The sequence below is a fragment of the Marinactinospora thermotolerans DSM 45154 genome (assembly GCF_900167435.1).
GTDB lineage: Bacteria > Actinomycetota > Actinomycetes > Streptosporangiales > Streptosporangiaceae > Marinactinospora > Marinactinospora thermotolerans.
In genome coordinates this window covers 110,829-126,337 of record NZ_FUWS01000009.1, presented here as the reverse complement: position 1 = coordinate 126,337, position 15,509 = coordinate 110,829, and the positions used below count along the sequence as shown (strand labels likewise).

Annotated in this window: 12 protein-coding genes; 6 read left to right on the top strand and 6 right to left on the bottom strand. The window is 72.1% G+C overall.

Annotated elements, in window-relative coordinates; translation table 11 throughout:
• Positions 1 to 5: 5 nt before the first annotated feature.
• Both nadA and B5D66_RS16735 read left to right on the top strand, forming a co-directional pair.
• Complete coding sequence (gene nadA, locus B5D66_RS16745) at positions 6 to 1,124, top strand: quinolinate synthase NadA (RefSeq protein ID WP_078762689.1); 1,119 nt, start codon at positions 6 to 8, stop codon at positions 1,122 to 1,124.
• Between the two features lie 234 nt (positions 1,125 to 1,358).
• Positions 1,359 to 2,783: a sigma-70 family RNA polymerase sigma factor gene (locus B5D66_RS16735; RefSeq protein ID WP_144390176.1), complete on the top strand. Its 1,425-nt coding sequence runs from the start codon at positions 1,359 to 1,361 to the stop codon at positions 2,781 to 2,783.
• A 22-nt stretch (positions 2,784 to 2,805) separates the two neighbouring features.
• Here the strand turns inward: B5D66_RS16735 and B5D66_RS16730 are convergent, their stop codons facing one another.
• Positions 2,806 to 3,408 (bottom strand): TetR family transcriptional regulator, encoded by a 603-nt coding sequence (locus B5D66_RS16730; RefSeq protein ID WP_078762686.1) that lies wholly within the window; start codon positions 3,406 to 3,408, stop codon positions 2,806 to 2,808.
• A 225-nt stretch (positions 3,409 to 3,633) separates the two neighbouring features.
• On the opposite strand from B5D66_RS16730, the gene B5D66_RS16725 reads away from it, so the two are divergent.
• The 4 genes from B5D66_RS16725 (at position 3,634) to B5D66_RS16710 (ending at position 7,998) form a co-directional block, all read left to right on the top strand.
• Complete coding sequence (locus tag B5D66_RS16725; RefSeq protein WP_078762685.1) at positions 3,634 to 4,647, top strand: MBL fold metallo-hydrolase; 1,014 nt, start codon at positions 3,634 to 3,636, stop codon at positions 4,645 to 4,647.
• Between the two features lie 230 nt (positions 4,648 to 4,877).
• Complete coding sequence (locus B5D66_RS16720; RefSeq protein ID WP_078762684.1) at positions 4,878 to 6,161, top strand: glycosyltransferase family 4 protein; 1,284 nt, start codon at positions 4,878 to 4,880, stop codon at positions 6,159 to 6,161.
• A gap of 77 nt (positions 6,162 to 6,238) precedes the next feature.
• Entirely contained in the window at positions 6,239 to 6,922 is a 684-nt protein-coding gene (locus B5D66_RS16715; RefSeq protein ID WP_235001051.1) for a class I SAM-dependent methyltransferase, read from the top strand.
• Positions 6,919 to 7,998, top strand: coding sequence for a glycoside hydrolase family 15 protein (locus B5D66_RS16710; RefSeq protein ID WP_078762683.1), 1,080 nt, complete (start codon positions 6,919 to 6,921; stop codon positions 7,996 to 7,998). The genes B5D66_RS16715 and B5D66_RS16710 overlap by 4 nt, the downstream gene beginning before the upstream one ends.
• A gap of 85 nt (positions 7,999 to 8,083) precedes the next feature.
• On the opposite strand, the gene B5D66_RS16705 is transcribed toward B5D66_RS16710, so the two are convergent.
• From B5D66_RS16705 to B5D66_RS16685, 5 genes are all read right to left on the bottom strand, one after another.
• Complete coding sequence (locus B5D66_RS16705; protein WP_235001050.1) at positions 8,084 to 11,587, bottom strand: transglycosylase domain-containing protein; 3,504 nt, start codon at positions 11,585 to 11,587, stop codon at positions 8,084 to 8,086.
• A gap of 417 nt (positions 11,588 to 12,004) precedes the next feature.
• Positions 12,005 to 12,625, bottom strand: coding sequence for a class I SAM-dependent methyltransferase (locus tag B5D66_RS16700; protein ID WP_078762830.1), 621 nt, complete (start codon positions 12,623 to 12,625; stop codon positions 12,005 to 12,007).
• Between the two features lie 140 nt (positions 12,626 to 12,765).
• The gene (locus B5D66_RS16695) at positions 12,766 to 13,947 is read right to left on the bottom strand and encodes a pyridoxal phosphate-dependent aminotransferase (RefSeq protein WP_078762682.1); all 1,182 of its coding nucleotides are present in this window, start codon (positions 13,945 to 13,947) and stop codon (positions 12,766 to 12,768) included.
• Positions 13,948 to 14,024: 77 nt separating this feature from the next.
• Positions 14,025 to 14,366 (bottom strand): BlaI/MecI/CopY family transcriptional regulator, encoded by a 342-nt coding sequence (locus tag B5D66_RS16690; RefSeq protein ID WP_235001063.1) that lies wholly within the window; start codon positions 14,364 to 14,366, stop codon positions 14,025 to 14,027.
• 212 nt (positions 14,367 to 14,578) lie between these two features.
• On the bottom strand, positions 14,579 to 15,475 hold the full coding sequence (locus B5D66_RS16685; RefSeq protein ID WP_078762680.1) for an SDR family oxidoreductase: 897 nt from the start codon (positions 15,473 to 15,475) through the stop codon (positions 14,579 to 14,581).
• Between the last annotated feature and the right edge of the window lie 34 nt (positions 15,476 to 15,509).

Genomic DNA, 15,509 nt, shown 5'->3' with positions numbered 1-15,509 from the left:
TCACCATGTTAAGCTGCGTCGAGTTTTCGCCTGGAAGACGAAAACCAGGTGCGGCGCTATCGACGCACCCGCGCCACCGCCCGATCGCCGGCGGCGGGCGTTCCACCTCACGGAAGAAGAAGGACATGGCAACGGTCACCGCTTCGGCGGGCACACCGAATCTGCGGGAATGGGCCGAGGAGGTCCGCGCACTGGCCGAGGAGCGCGACGCGGTCATCCTCGCGCACAACTACCAACGTCCCGAGATCCAGGACGTGGCCCACCACACCGGCGACTCCCTCGCCCTGTCGCGCCTGGCGGCCCAGGTCGAGGCGAGCACGATCGTCTTCTGCGGCGTCCACTTCATGGCCGAGACCGCCAAGATCCTCTCGCCGGACAAGACCGTCCTGCTCCCCGACCCCGGCGCGGGGTGCTCGCTGGCCGACACGATCACGGCCGAGGACGTGCGGGCCTGGCGCGCGCAATATCCCGACGCGGTCGTCGTCGCCTACGTCAACACCACCGCGGCGGTCAAGGCCGAGACCGACATCTGCTGCACCTCCTCCAACGCCGCGGACGTCATCCGCTCCATCCCCGAGGACCGGGAGATCCTGTTCCTGCCCGACCAGTTCCTCGGCGCGCACGTCAAGCGGGTCACCGGCCGGGAGAACATCCACGTCTGGATGGGCGAGTGCCACGTGCACGCCGGCATCGACGGGCACACCCTGCGCGAACGGGTCGCCGCCGAGCCCGACGCCGAGGTCTACGTCCACCCCGAGTGCGGCTGCGCCACCTCGGCGCTGTACCTGGTCGGCTCGGGCGCGGTTCCCCAGGAGCGGGTGAAGGTGCTGTCCACCGGCGGCATGCTGACGGCGGCCGAGCGCACCAGCGCCGGCAAGGTCCTCATCGCGACCGAGACCGGGATGTTGCACCAGCTTCGGGCGGCCAACCCGCACACCGTCTTCGAGCCGGTCAACCCGCGCGCCGAGTGCCACTACATGAAGATGATCACCGCGGAGAAGCTGCTGACCGCGCTCCGCGAGGGCACGACCGAGATCACCGTCGAGGAGGACGTGGCCGCGCGCGCCCGCTCCTCCGTCGAGCGGATGATCGCGATCGGCTCCCCCTCGCGCGGTGGCGAGTAGGGGCCTTCCCGCGCCGGTGCCGGTTCTCCGCTCGGCACCGGCGCATCGGCGGGGCGGGGAGAGGGGGCCCGGACGGGTAGCGAAGGTAAGGGCCATCTTCCCTTCCCGTCACATCTTCTCGAACCCGCAGCACAGAACGCCTGTCCCCGGCTAGCGTCGTCGGACAACTCCGGCGTTTCACCCCACGGATCCGCGTGGGCAGCCGCGTGCCGTGAACGGGTTGGGGGAGGAACCGTGACCGCGCGACGAGGACCGGTCCGGCACGGCGCCGAGGACGACGTGCCGTTCGCCGTCATGCTGCGTGAGGGACGCGGCCACCGGGAGTACTACGCCCGGTTCGCTCCCCCGCTGTACCGGTACTGCTGGTCGCTGCTCGGCCCCTCCTCCACCGCCCTGCCCGACGCCCCGGGCGAGGCCACGCGCGAGGCCCTCGTCGCCTCGGTGGAACTGCTGCCGCTGCTGCGCGACCGCGCCCAGCTGCGTCCCTGGCTGTTCGCCCTGGCCCGGACCTCCTGTCAGCGGCGTGGCTTCGCCCCGGTCTCCCCCTACGCCGGGCTCGCGACCGTCGAAGCCGAGCGCCCACTGGTCGAGACGATGCTGCGGATCCCGCCCAGCCACCGTGAACTGCTGGAGCTGTACCTCCGCCACGGCCTGTCCCCCTCGCAGATCGCCCTCATCCTCGGACTCGACGCCGAGACGGCGGGCGAGCTGTGCCGGGCCGCCGCCCGCAGGGCCATCGAGGTCCTGTCCGAGCACGCCCCCCGCCCCGCGCGGCCCGGCGCCGGACCGTGGGCCCTGGTCGACGTCGCCGACCTGATGAGGCTGCTGGTCCCGCCGGGCCCTCCCGAAGGGCTGCGCGAACGGGTCATCGCCGCCTGCACGGCCGTGGGACGCGCCGAGGAGCGCAGGGGCGCGGCGGCCCTCATGCGCCCCCTCGGCCCCGACGGATTCCCGTTGCACCGTGACCGCGCCCTGGCCGGCGGGAGCGCGCCCGTTCCCGAGGAGTCCCCCCAACGCCCCGACGAGACCACCTCCGTCGCCGCGGACCGCATCACCACCTTCGACGTCACCGGCCGGCACGCCGCCGAACCCGTCGCCGAGCTCGCCCCCGACGCCGCGCCACGCCCCTCGGCGGAGCGGGGACCCGGAACGCGCTGGCTCACCCCGATCTTCGCCGGTTTGAGCACGGTCGTCATCGCGCTCGCGCTGTGGATGGCCGGGACCCTCCTCGGGGAGGGCCCGACCACGGTCACCGGAACACCCCCCTCGGCTCCGGGGATCTCCACCCGATCGTCGGCGGGCGTCTCGAACTCCGCGGTGCCCGACCGGCTCCCCGCTCCCGGAAACAACGGCGCGGGCGCGGACGAGGTGACGGTCGGCGCCGCCACGGTCGCGCCCCCACCGGTGTCCCCGGCCGCCTCCCCCGCCCCCATGGGCACCTCTCCCGCCCCGGAATCCTCCCTCCCCGCAACGGGCGGGGGCACCGAGCCGGCACCGAGCGGAGGAGGGACCGCCGGGGAGGCGCTCCCCCGGGCTCCCCAGCCCTCGGAACCCCCCTCCGACGCCCCGGGGCGACCGGAGGAGGGGCAGGACGGCTCCGACGACCTCGTGTCACGCTGGCTGGAGGACCTGCTCGGTCTGCTCGGCCCCCGCGGTTGACGCCGGGGCCGGGCGCCATGGTCTATAGATCGGCGAGCAACGGCCCCGCGGCCACCTCGAGATGGCGCTGCACCCGGTCGATGTCGCGATGCCCCTTGAGGATCTCCAGCAGCTCGAAGACCCAGACGCTCGCCAACGCCCCGACCCGGACGTAGCCGTCGCTGTCGCGGTCGGGCTCCTGTCCCCCGTCCCCCGCTCCGGCCCGGGTGGCCACCCGCCACAGCAGGTCGGTGATCTGCGGCCCCACGTCGGTCCTCACCTCGGCCATGATCAGGGACCGGACGAGCGCGTCGGCGAGCTCGGGCTCGCGCATGAGACCGCGCGTGGCCCGCATGAGCACGTCCACCGCCCGGCCCGCGGCGTCCTCCGCGGTCGGCGGCCTGCGGGCGATCCCCTTCTCCAGGAGCTGGAGCTCCTCGGTGACGACCGCGACGACGAGATCCATCTTCGACGGGAAGTAACGGTAGAGGGTGCCCAGGGCGACCCCGGAGCGTTCGGCGACCGTCCGCATCTGCATGGCCTCGACTCCGCCACGCAGGGTGAGGGCCGTCGCGCTGCGCACGATCCTGCGCCGACGCTGGTTCTGGTTGCGCGCGCGCCGTCCGGCCGGCGCCTGGACCACCACGGTGTCCCGTCCCCCTCGTTGTCCGGCCGCGTCCACGGCGGCACCGGCCGTCCCGGACCGTCCGATCGGGGGTGCTCCACAACGGTCCGTCCTGTCTGGAAATTGTAATCCCCGCCCCCGCCTGCGAGGAGTCCGCGCAGGTCGGAGGGGCGTCCAGGTCCGGTCGACCGAAAAATCGGAACCTGTTCTAGAATTTGACTCGGTTTCCTTCTGGAAAGGGCGGCCATGCGGGAGATCCCTCCGGTCGAGGACCTCGGCGACGGCGTGTGGAGCATCCCCGTCCCCATCCCCGGCAACCCCCTCGGCTACACCCTGGTCTACCTCTTGGAGGCGCCGGGCGGACCGGTCCTCGTGGACGCCGGCTGGCACCACGAGGAGTCCTGGCGGGCGCTCACCACGGGTCTGGAGCGCGCCGGGACCTCCGTGGCCGAGGTGCGCGGGGTGGTGGTCACCCACTTCCACCCCGACCACGCCGGTCTGGCCGGGCGGGTACGGGAGGCCTCGGGAGCCTGGATCGCGATGCACCACGCCGACGCCGCGGTGATCCGCCGTCTGCGGACCCGGCACGACGCGCAACGGTGGGAGGAGGAACGCGCCCGGCTCCGTCGCGCGGGCGCGAGCGAGGACGAGGCGCGCGCCGCCACCGATCCGGCACTGCGCGTCGACCCGCCCGCGCAACCCGACCGGGAGCTCTCCGACGGCGACCTGGTCGACCTGCCGAAGCGGACGTTGCGCACGGTGTGGACGCCCGGCCACTCCCCGGGCCACGTCTGCCTGCACCTGGAGGAATCGGGCCGGCTGTTCACCGGGGACCACGCGCTGCCCCGGATCACCCCGCACATCGGGCTGTACCCCTTCGACGACCCCGACGCCGACCCCCTCGGCTCCTTCCTCGACTCGCTGGACCGGCTCCGCGGACTCGACGCCCACCAGGCCCTGCCCGCGCACGAACGGCGCTTCGGGGGCGTCGCGACGCGGGCCGCCGAGATCGCCGCCCATCACGAGGAGCGCCTGGACCGCCTGCTGGGCCTGCTCGACGGCGAGCCGGCGACCCTGTGGGAACTGGCCGCCGCGCTGGGATGGAGCCGGGACTGGGCGCTGATGCCCCCGGCCTCCCGCCGGATGGCGGCCGCCGAGACCTCCGCCCACCTGCGCGTGCTGGAGCGGCGAGGCGCGGTCGTGGTGACCCGCAGCGCCGACGGGGTGCTGGGATGGCGGGCCCGTGACCCGGTGCGGTGATCGGACCGGCCGCGGAAAACCGCTGACGGAAATGAGTTTTGCGGTCGATCGTCACCTCTCATCCCGCAAAGGGCGTCACCGTAAATTCGCCCGGAAAAGTCAGGTATTAAACTGACCGGTAATGTCCGGGGCGTGTGACGAACGAGGTGATCCGTTGACCCGACTGGACGCGACGGTGTCCACCACTCCGCCCCCGCCCCGCCCCTCCGCGCCCCCGATGGGTTAGTGCCATGCCGCAACACGACCGTCCCCTGCGCATCGCCCTGTTGTCCTACCGCAGCAAGCAGCACTGCGGCGGGCAGGGAGTCTACGTTCGCCACCTCTCCCGCGAGCTGGCGGCCCTCGGACACCACGTCCACGTGTTCTCCGGACAGCCCTACCCCGAACTCGACGACGGCGTGAAGCTGGAGAAGGTCCCCAGCCTCGACCTGTACAACGACGCCACCCCCTTCCAGGCGCCTCCGATGCGGGAGTGGCGCGACTGGATCGACGCCCTGGAAGTCACCACGATGTGGACCGCGGGCTTCCCCGAACCCCTCACCTTCTCGCTCCGGGCGCTACGCGAGCTACGCCGCCGCCGCGGCGAGTTCGACGTCGTCCACGACAACCAGACCCTCGGCTACGGCCTGCTCGGCCTGCGGTCGGCGGGCTTCCCCCTGGTCACCACGATCCACCACCCCATCTCGATCGACCGGCGCATCGAGCTGGAACAGGCGGAGGGCTGGACCCGGCTGTCCAAACGCCGCTGGTACGGCTTCGTGGGCATGCAGGCGCGGGTGGCCCGCCGGCTCCGGCCGATCCTCGTGCCCTCGCGCTCCTCGGCCGACGACGTCGCCCGCGAGTTCGGCGTGCGCCGCGCCGACATCGAGGTCGTCCCCCTCGGCGTGGACACCCGCTTCTTCCACCCGCGGCCGGAGGTGCCCCGGGTCCCCGGCAGGATCGTCTGCGTGGCCAGCGCCGACAGCCCCCTCAAGGGCGTCTCGACCCTGCTGCGCGCGGCGGCCAAGCTCGCCACCGAACGCGACGTCTCCCTGACCATCGTCAGCCGTCCCCGGCCCGGCGGGGACACCGACCGGCTCGTCGACGAACTGTCGCTGCGCGACCGGGTCACCTTCGTCAGCGGGCTCGACGACACCGAACTGGCCCGGCTGATCGCCGCCGCCCAGGTCGCCGTCATCCCCTCGCTCTACGAGGGCTTCTCCCTGCCCGCGGTGGAGGCCATGGCCTGTGCCACCCCGCTCGTCGCCAGCCGGGCGGGGGCGTTGCCCGAGGTCGTCGGCGAGGACGGCCGCGCCGGCCGGCTCATCACCCCCGGCGACCCCGAGGAGCTCGCGGCGGCGGTCGGCGCCCTCCTCGACGACGACGCCGAACGCGCCCGCATGGGCGAGGCCGCCTGGCAGCGGGTGCAGGAACGCTTCACCTGGCGCGCGGTCGCCGAGGCCACCGCGCGCCGTTACGCCGCGGCCGTCGAGGCCGCCCAGGCCCGACCGAGCGGCCTCGGCCCCCGGCTGTAGACCACGCAGACGATTCGAAGGAGCCCCCACTGATCACCGTCGACTTCTCCCTCTTCCCCGTCGGTCCCGGCCACCGCGTGCTGGACCTGGGCTGCGGTGGCGGACGGCACGCCTTCGAGGTCTACCGCCGCGGCAGCGACGTGGTGGCGTTCGACCAGAACGAGAACGACCTCGCCGACGTCGCGACGATGTTCGCGGCCATGCGCGCCGAGGGCGAGGCCCCCCACGACGCCTCGGCCGAGACCGTCAAGGGCGACGCGCTGGACATGCCGTTCGAGGACGCCTCCTTCGACCGGGTCATCGCCGCCGAGATCTTCGAGCACATCCCGCACGACACCGCCGCGATGGCCGAGCTGTACCGGGTGCTCAAGCCGGGCGGGATCGCCGCCGTCACCGTCCCCAGCTGGCTGCCCGAACGCATCTGCTGGGCGCTGTCGGAGGAGTACCACACCAACGAGGGCGGCCACATCCGGATCTACACGCGCGCCGAGCTGGAGGCCAAGCTCAAGGCCACCGGCTTCGAGATCGGTCCGCACCACCACGCGCACGCCCTCCACTCGCCCTACTGGTGGATCAAGTGCGCCGTGGGCACCGGCGACGACGATCACCCGTTGGTCCGGGCCTACCACCGTCTCCTCGTCTGGGACATCCTCAAGGCGCCGAAGGCGACCCGCGTCACCGAGCGGCTCCTCAACCCTCTCATCGGCAAGAGCGTGGTCGTCTACCTCCGCAAGCCGACCGGCGCCGGAAACACCGAATGACCTCACGCGAGCTGCCAGAGCTGCCCGGCGTCCTCAGCGCCGACGACATCGCCCGCACGGCGCGCTACCTGCTCACCTCCCAGGAGCGGTCCGGGGCGATCCCCTGGTTTCCCGGTGGCCACCTGGACCCCTGGGACCACGTGGAGTGCGCGATGGCGCTGTCGGCCACCGGGCACCTGGAGGCCGCGGAGCGCGCCTACGACTGGCTGGCCTCCGTGCAGGACGCCGACGGGTCGTGGCCGGCCAAGTACGGCGGGGGGCGGGTCGTCAACCCCCTCCGCGAGGCCAACCACGCCGCCTACCTGGCGGTCGGTGTCTGGCACCACCTCCTGATCAGCGAGGATGAGGCGTTCGCCGAGCGGATGTGGCCGGTGGTACGCGACGCCATCGGGTTCGTGCTGGGCCTGCGCGGCGGGCGCGGCGAGATCCTGTGGGCGCGCGACCCCGACGGCAGCCCCGGCGACCACGCGCTGCTCACCGCGTGCGCCAGCATCCACCAGGCGCTGCGCTGCGCGTCCCGCCTTGCCGTGCGCCTGGGACGGCCGCGGCCCGAATGGGACCACGCCGCCGCCCGCCTGGCCCATCTCATCGCCGAACACGAGCCGTTCTTCGCCGACCGCGGCCGCTACTCGATGGACTGGTACTACCCGATCCTGGGCGGGGCGGTGCGCGACGCGGCGGCGAAGGAGCGCCTGGCCCAGCGCTGGGACACCTTCGTCGTGCCAGGGCTGGGCATCCGTTGCGTGAGCGATCAGCCCTGGGTCACCGGCGCCGAGACCTCGGAGCTGGTCCTGGCGCTGGCCGCGATGGGCGAGACCGACCGGGGCGCCGCGCTGCTGGCCGACATCCAGCACCTGCGCGACCCCGACGACGGCGCCTACTGGACCGGGTACCAGTTCGCCGAACAGGTCAACTGGCCGGTGGAGCGCAGCACCTGGACGGCCGCGGCGGTCATCCTGGCCACCGACGCGCTGTGCGAGGCGACCCCCGGCGCCAGGGTGTTCACCGACACGGCCGGGGAGGGCTCCGCGGCGGTGGACCCGGCCTCCTGCGGCTGTCCGACGACCGGGGGCTGACCCCGCCGGCCGGCCCGGTTCCGGAAACGGCCGAGGGGCCGGGGAGCGTGCGCTCCCCGGCCCCTCGGCCGTCTGTGGCTTCCTCTCACCCGGTGGGGGCCATGCCGCCACCGCCCGGGAAGCCCGTGCCGGGATCACCGCCCGGATCCGTGCCCCCCGGATCACCACCCGGGTCCGTGCCCCCCGGGTCGCCGCCCGGATCCACGCCGCCCGGATCGCCGCCCGGATCCGTGCCCGGGTCGACCGGGGCGCCCGTGGCCCCGCCGTCGGGGATTTCGACACCGGTGTCGGGGGCCGGGTTCTGGGGCAGGTCCTCCTCGACCGGAGGAGCCTCCTCGTAGCCGCCCGTCTCCTCGGACTGCGGCTCGGACGGCACCTGGGGCGCGTAGTTCTGGGAGCTTCCGCCGAAGGCCGGGGAGGGGAACTCCGCGTACTCGCCGTAGGCGGTGTCGGCGGCCTTCTCCATGAAGGAACGCCAGATCGCCGACGGCACACCGTCACTGGTGGCCACGCCCCACCCGGGGACGATGGTCGTCTGCTTGTTGGTGTTGTAGGCGGTGGCCGCCGTGGCGAGCCTCGGGGTGTAGCCCACGAACCAGGCCGCCACGTTGTTGTCCGTCGTCCCGGTCTTGCCCGCCGCGGGCCGCGAGATCGCGGCGTTGCGGCCGGTGCCGGCGTTGACCACGTTCTGCATGGCGTAGGTGGCGTCGGCGGCCTGTTCCTCGCTGAGGACCCGGTTGCGCTCGACCTCGGGACGCTCCTCCTCGCCGTCGACGTTGAGGATGGAGCGGATCACGTGGGTCTCGACGTGCTCGCCGCCGTTGGCGAAGGTGGCGTAGGCGCCGGCCTGGACGGTGGGCGTGGTGTCGTTGACGCCCAGCGGCATGACCGGGACCAGGTGGTCGTCCAGGCTCCCCTCGGGGATCCCCATCTCGTAGGCGGTCTGGGCGACCTCCTCCAGGCCGACGCGCTGGGCGAGGTCGATGTAGCCGAGGTTGTTGGAGACCCGGGTGGCCTCGATGAGGTTCATCGGGCCGCCGGGCGCGTTACCCGCGTTTTGGACCCGGCTGCCGGCGATGGTCTGCGGACCGCTGCCGTCCACGACGGTGTTGAGCCCCATGTCGTTCTTGAGCGCCGCCGCGAGGACGTAGGGCTTGAAGGACGACCCGACCTGGGCGGTGCCCAGGAAGGCGCTGTCGTACTGGTTCTGCATGTAGTCGGCGCCGCCGTAGAACGCGACCACCTCACCGGTGGCGGGGTCGACCGCGCTCAGGCCGATGCGGACGTCGTCGGCCATCTGCTCGACGTCGACGTTCTCCTCGACCGCCTCCTGGGCGGCCTCCATGAGGTCCTTGTCGAACGTCGTGGTGATCTTGTAGCCACCGCGGTTGATGTTGTCCTCGGTGTAGCCGAGCTGCTCCAGTTCCTTCATCGCCTGCTGGAGCATGTATCCCTTGTAGCCGCTGAGGTCGACCCCCTCCTGGGGGACCGTCTTCTCGGGCTTGGGGAAACGGTACTGGTCGGCCTGGGCCGGGGTGATGCTCTCCATCTGGACCAGACCGTCGACGACGTAGCGCCAGCGCTCCTCCATCTCCGGCGTGGTCTCGCTGTCGGACAGGCCGAACTTGGTGGGCTGCTGGATGGCCGCGGCGAGCAGGGCCGCCTCGTCGGGGGTCAGCTCCCCGACGTCCTTGTGGTAGTAGGCCTGCGCGGCGGCCTGGATGCCGTAGGCGTTACGGCCGAAGTAGATGGTGTTGAGGTACTGCTCGAGGATCCACTCCTTGCTCTGGGAGCGGTCCACCTTCAGGGAGATGATGATCTCCTTGAACTTGCGGGAGTAGGTCTGCTCCTGGCTCAGTCCCTCGTAGTAGTTGCGGACCATCTGCTGGGTGATGGTCGAACCGCCCTGGACCTGCTGACCGGTGAAGGTCGACCAGGCGGCGCGCAGCGTTCCGGTGAGCGAGACGCCGGGCTCGGTCCAAAAGCCGCGGTCCTCTGCTGCGAGGATCGCGTTCTGGACCTCTTCGGGCACTTCCTCCAACGGCACCGGGTCACGGTCGACGCCCCGCTCGGCGAACACCGTCTCGCCGTCGGAGTAGTAGAACGTCGAGCCCTGGTTGGTGGCGCTCTCCTGGGTGGCGTCGGGAACCGGGATGGTCGCGTAGGCGACGCCGAAGCCGGCGACGCCGAGGACGAGGAGGATGCCCGCGGCGATGAGCCCGCCACGGGTGATCCGCCACCACAGCGGCCGCTGCTTCTTCTGCGCCTTCTTCTTGGCCTTCTTGGCCTTGCCCTTCGCGTCGCCCGTCGGTGCCGGCCCCTGCGGGTCTGCGCCGCCGGAGGCCGCGGAGTGGGAGGTCTCTCCCGACGGCGTCCCGGAACCGCCCGTGCCGGCGCCCTGCTGGGCCCCGATCGCGCCGCCCACGACACCGGCTCCCGCCACGGCCCCGGCGGCCGCGACGGCCGCGGTGCCCAGCGCCTCGGTACCGGGGTCGGCCGGGGCGGGGGTGTCGCGCTCCGTGTCGTCGTGGGGGGAGGACGCTGCGCCGTGGGCCGGGCTCTCGGTGGTCTTCTCGTCGTCCTCGTCGTCGTCGAAGACCGGGGTGAAGGCCGCGGTCCCCTCGGGATCCCACGCCCGGGTGGACGCCTCCGCGTCCTCCCCGTCCGCCTCCGAAGCACCACCGGCACGACCCGACGCACCCACGCCACCCGCGGGAACGTCCTCGTCCTCGTCATCGTCATCGAAGACCGGACGGAACTCCGCGGTCCCCTCGGGATCCCACATCCGGGTGGACGCCTCCGCGTCCTCCCCGTCCGCCTCCGAAGCACCACCGGCACGACCCGACGCACCCACGCCACCCGCGGGAACGTCCTCGTCCTCGTCATCGTCATCGAAGACCGGACGGAACTCCGCGGTCCCCTCGGGATCCCAGTTGGGCTCGTCGGCGCGCTCGCCCACGGTGTCGTCCCGATCGGCGGAGGACTCCTGCTCCGTGTCGGAGTCCGCCTTCGCGGCGGACTCGACGGAGTCGGCGGACCCCGCGAGGTCCCGGGGTTCGGCGGGGGCCTCGTCGGCTTCGGGGCCGTCGGCGGTCGAGCCGCCGGCGAACTCCAGGCCGTACTGTTCGGCGAGGTTGCGCGCCACCCCGTCGCGGAAGAAGCTGCCGCTGTCCTTGAAGGCGCTCTCGCCCGAGTAGACGGAGGAGGCCGCGTCATCGCCGTCGGCGTCCTCGGACTCCGTGTCCCGGGCGCGCGCGTCGTCCTCCTTGCCCCCGGTGAACCAGTCGAAGCCGCCGGCATCGGCCGCGGCGTCGTCGGAGGAGCGCTGGGCGTCGTCCGCCGCGGTCTTCTCCTCGGCCCGGTCGGCCGCGTCGTCCGCGGTCGGCTCGTCGCGCTCGGTCCCGTCGGTCTCCTTCGGGTCCGCGGACTCGGCTTCGGGCTCTGCCTCGGTGTCCTTCGGGTCGGTGCCCTCCGGACGCGAGGGAGCCTCGTCGGACTCGGGGGTCACGGAGGTGTCGGGGCTGTCCGGACGGCTGTCCGGACCGTCGCCGTCAGGGCGTTCGCTGGGGTCAGGCTTGTTGGAATCCACGTCGCTCGTCGCAGGAGAGTTGCCGGTTTCGGGCGTATCAGATTCGGGGCGAGGTTCGGTTTCCCCGTCGCCGTAGGTGCTTTCGCTCAGTTCTTCGCCCCCTGGTGTCCTCAATCGCCCACTGCGCGGCGCTATAAGCGTTTACAGGCGTATGACGCGAACGCGGGCCGGTCTGGTTCACAGAAAGAATGGGAGTCGGTTCGGCGCAGCGGGGGATTCGCCGAAACCCTCCGAAACACGATACCCGGCCGTGGCCGCTTCACGGCCTGCGGCCACAGGATGGGAACACGTTCCACCGGGATCTCCCGGCACCGGGACAGCCCCTTTCACCTCCTCCTTCACTTTCCCGGGCGTCCCCACCCGTTTCGTCACACCGACGTCACGGTTGGATATCCGCGCCGCTCCCGGCGACGCCGGTCAGGTCCGGCGTTCCAGGACACGCAGCGAACCCTGCGCGCGGATCTCGACGAAGTCCCCGGAGTCAAGGGCGCGTCGGTAGATGTTGTAGGGCGGGCGCCCCCCGTCGGCGGGATCGGGGAAGACGTCGTGGATGACCAGCGCGCCCCCCGGGGCGACGTGGCCGCTCCACCCGGTGTAGTCGGCCTGGGCGGCCTCCTCGGTGTGACCGCCGTCGATGAACAACATGCCCAGCGGGGCGTTCCACAGCCGGGCGACGTCGGCGGAACGGCCCACGACCGCGATCACCTGGTCCTCCAGGTCGGCGGCGGCCATGGTCCGGCGGAACGTTCCCAGCGTGTCGAGCCGGCCGGTGACCGGGTCGACCATCGACGGGTCGTGGTACTCCCACCCCACCTGGTGCTCCTCCGAGCCGTGGTGGTGGTCGACGGTGACGACGGTGCCACCGACCGCGCGGGCCGCGGCCCCGAGGTAGACGGTGGACTTGCCGCAGTAGGTGCCGATCTCCAGGACCGGCCCGAGCCGCGCGTAGGACAACGCCGTCTCGTACAGGGCGAGCCCCTCCTCGGTGGGCATGAACCCCTTGGCCTCCTCCGCGACGCGCAGGAGGTCGTCGGGCATGGTCGTGGTCACTGCGGTCCGCCTTTCGTCGTGCCTGCCCGCGGGTTGCGCGGTGGGTGGCACGCTATCCGGCCCGTCGCGGCCGCGCCGCGGCGAGGTCACCGCGAACGGCCGGTCCGTCCGTCCGGGAGTGCCACGGGTCAGCCCTTGGACAACCGGGACAGCCGGGTGACCGCCTCGTCCAGGACCTCGTCTCGTTTACAGAAGGCGAAGCGGACCAGGTGGCGCCCCTCCTCCGCACGGTCGTAGAAGACCTGGGCCGGTACGGCCGCGACCCCCGCGGCGCGGGGCAGCGTCCGGGCCAGCTCGATGCCGTCGGTGAAGCCGAGCGGGCGGATGTCGGCCATGACAAAGTAGGTGCCCTGGGGGCGCATGACCTCGAAGCCGGCCGCGCGCAGCCCCTCGGAGAGCCGGTCGCGCTTGGCCTGGAGCGCGTCACGCTGGGCCGCCACCCAGGCCATCTCGGAACGCAGCGCCTCGGCCACCGCGAGCTGGAGCGCCCCATTGGCGGTGAAGGTGAGGAACTGGTTGACGGTGCTCACCGCGCGGACGAGCGGTGCCGGTCCCATGACCCACCCGGTCTTCCACCCGGTGACCGAGAAGGTCTTGCCCACCGACGAGACCGCCACGGTCCGCTCGCGCATGCCGGGCAGGGTGGCCAACGGAACATGGGCGACCCCGTCGAAGGTCAGGTGCTCGTAGACCTCGTCGGTGAGCGCGAGGAGGTCGTGCTCCCGGCAGACCTCGGCGATGACGGCGAGCTCCTCGGGGGAGAACACCGTGCCGGTGGGGTTGTGCGGGGAGTTCACCAGGATCATCCGGGTGCGCGGTCCCACCGCGGCACGCAGTTCCTGCGGATCGAAGGTGAACCGCGCGGCACCTGCCTGGCCCGTGGGACGGAGGGTGACCGGCCGCCGGACGCCCCCGGCCATCGCGATGACGGCCGGATAGGAGTCGTACATCGGCTCGAAGACGATCACCTCGTCCCCCGGCTCGACCAGGCCGAGCACGGCGGCGGCGATGCCGGCCGTGGCGCCGACGGTGACGTAGACCTCGGTGGCCGGGTCGTAGTCCAGGCCGTGGGACTCGGCCCGCGCGGCGGCGACCGCGGCGCGCAGTTCGGGGCGTCCCGGACCCGGCGGGTACTGGTTGACGCCGCCGAGGATGTGCTGGGCGGCGTCGTGGAGCAGGGACGCTGGCCCGTCGGTGTCGGGGAAGCCCTGCCCCAGGTTGATGGCGTCGGTCTCGGTGGCCAGCCGGGTCATCTCGGCGAAGATCGTCTCGCCGAAGTCCCGTAGGCGCGTGACAAGGGGTTCGTCCACGACACGCCAGCATAGACCGGCCGGGGCCCGCGCCCCGGGGCGCGGGCGGCGGCCCCTGCGACGCCCGGGCTCGGGGGTCAGGAGGCGATGCCCCTGCGTACGCGCACCTGGTGGAGGACGTCGTGCAGGCGGGCCATCTCCTCGTCGCTGAAACGCTCGATGAAGCGGAGCATGGTGACGCCGCGGTCGCCGCTGGACCTGAGCACCTCGCTCATGACACGCGCGGTGTGCTCCTCGCGTGTCTCCCTGGGCCGGTACCGCCAGGCCCTGCCGGACTTCTCGCGGTCCAGCAGGCCCTTGTGGTACAGGATGTTGGCCACCGTCATCACGGTCGTGTAGGCGACCTCGCGGTCATAAGTCATGCGTTCGCGCACCTCGCGCACGACGAGCGGACGATCGGCCCGCCACAGTGCGTCCATGATCGCGGATTCGAGCTCGCCGAACTCCTTCTTCAACCCTCCCCACCTCCGATTCGGAATGCTAGGAGTGGAGGTGGGGGCTCCGCCGGGAAACGCTGACCAGCGGAGGGATTCGCAGCCAGGCTCCCTCGAACACGTGCGTTTCATGATCAGCTGCGCCGCGGCGGCGCCCGTTTCGGGGCCTTGGGCCCGATCCGGGCACGGCCGTGGGGTCACATGACCTCGTTGAGGATGACCTGGGTCTGCTCGGCGAGGTTGCGGGGGATGACGTAGGGGCGTTCGGCGTTGATGTCGGGCCAGTTGTCCCCGATGTCCTCGGGCGTGGCGTCGGGGAGCACCACGCCGGGCCCCTCCGCGACGAACACCCGCGCGATGCGCCCGCCCCCCACCGAGTACACCTCTCCGGTGGCCGGGCAGTCCTCGTGGGCGAGCCAGACGACGAGCGGGGTGACCTTCTCCGGTCCCAGCTTCGCGGCCGCGGCCGGCGGGAAGAGGTCCTCGGTCATCCGGGTGTAGGCGAGCGGGGCGATCGCGTTGACCGCGACGTCGTACTTCGCCCCCTCGATCGCGAGGGCCTTGGTGAGGCCGACGATGCCCATCTTGGCCGCCGCGTAGTTGCTCTGCCCGAAGTTGCCGAACAGGCCGGAGGGGGACGTGGTGTTGACGATGCGCCCGTACCCGTGCTCACGGAAATGGCCGAACACGGCCTGCGACACCAGGAAGGTCCCGCGCAGGTGGACCCCGATCACGGCGTCCCAGTCGGCCACGGACATGTTCTTGAACGACTTGTCGCGCAGGATGCCGGCGTTGTTGACGACGATGTCGACACGGCCGAAACGGTCCAGCGCGCCCTCCACGAGCGCCTGCGCGCCCTCCTGGGTCGAGACGTCGTGGGTGTCGGCCTCCGCCACCCCGCCGTCGCCCTCGATCTGCTCGACGACGCCTTCCGGCCCCTCCGCCTCGCCGGTCGTCCCGCCGTCCCGTCCGCCCAGGTCGTTGACGACGACCTTGGCCCCGCGAGCGGCCAGTTCGAGGGCGTAGGAGCGGCCCAGTCCCTGTGCGGCACCGGTGACGACGGCGACCCGCCCGTCGAACCGCAGGTCGGTCATTTCTCCTCCTTGATCCCACCGTGACGTCCGCGGC

Excerpts from the sequence above, each read along its gene's own strand:
- B5D66_RS16710 (WP_078762683.1), top strand. The coding sequence starts at position 6,919 with ATGACCTCACGCGAGCTGCCAGAGCTGCCCGGCGTCCTCAGCGCCGAC.
- B5D66_RS16690 (WP_235001063.1), bottom strand. The coding sequence starts at position 14,366 with ATGGACGCACTGTGGCGGGCCGATCGTCCGCTCGTCGTGCGCGAGGTG.
- B5D66_RS16700 (WP_078762830.1), bottom strand. The coding sequence starts at position 12,625 with ATGCCCGACGACCTCCTGCGCGTCGCGGAGGAGGCCAAGGGGTTCATG.
- nadA (WP_078762689.1), top strand. The coding sequence starts at position 6 with ATGTTAAGCTGCGTCGAGTTTTCGCCTGGAAGACGAAAACCAGGTGCG.
- B5D66_RS16725 (WP_078762685.1), top strand. The coding sequence starts at position 3,634 with ATGCGGGAGATCCCTCCGGTCGAGGACCTCGGCGACGGCGTGTGGAGC.
- B5D66_RS16720 (WP_078762684.1), top strand. The coding sequence starts at position 4,878 with ATGCCGCAACACGACCGTCCCCTGCGCATCGCCCTGTTGTCCTACCGC.
- B5D66_RS16685 (WP_078762680.1), bottom strand. The coding sequence starts at position 15,475 with ATGACCGACCTGCGGTTCGACGGGCGGGTCGCCGTCGTCACCGGTGCC.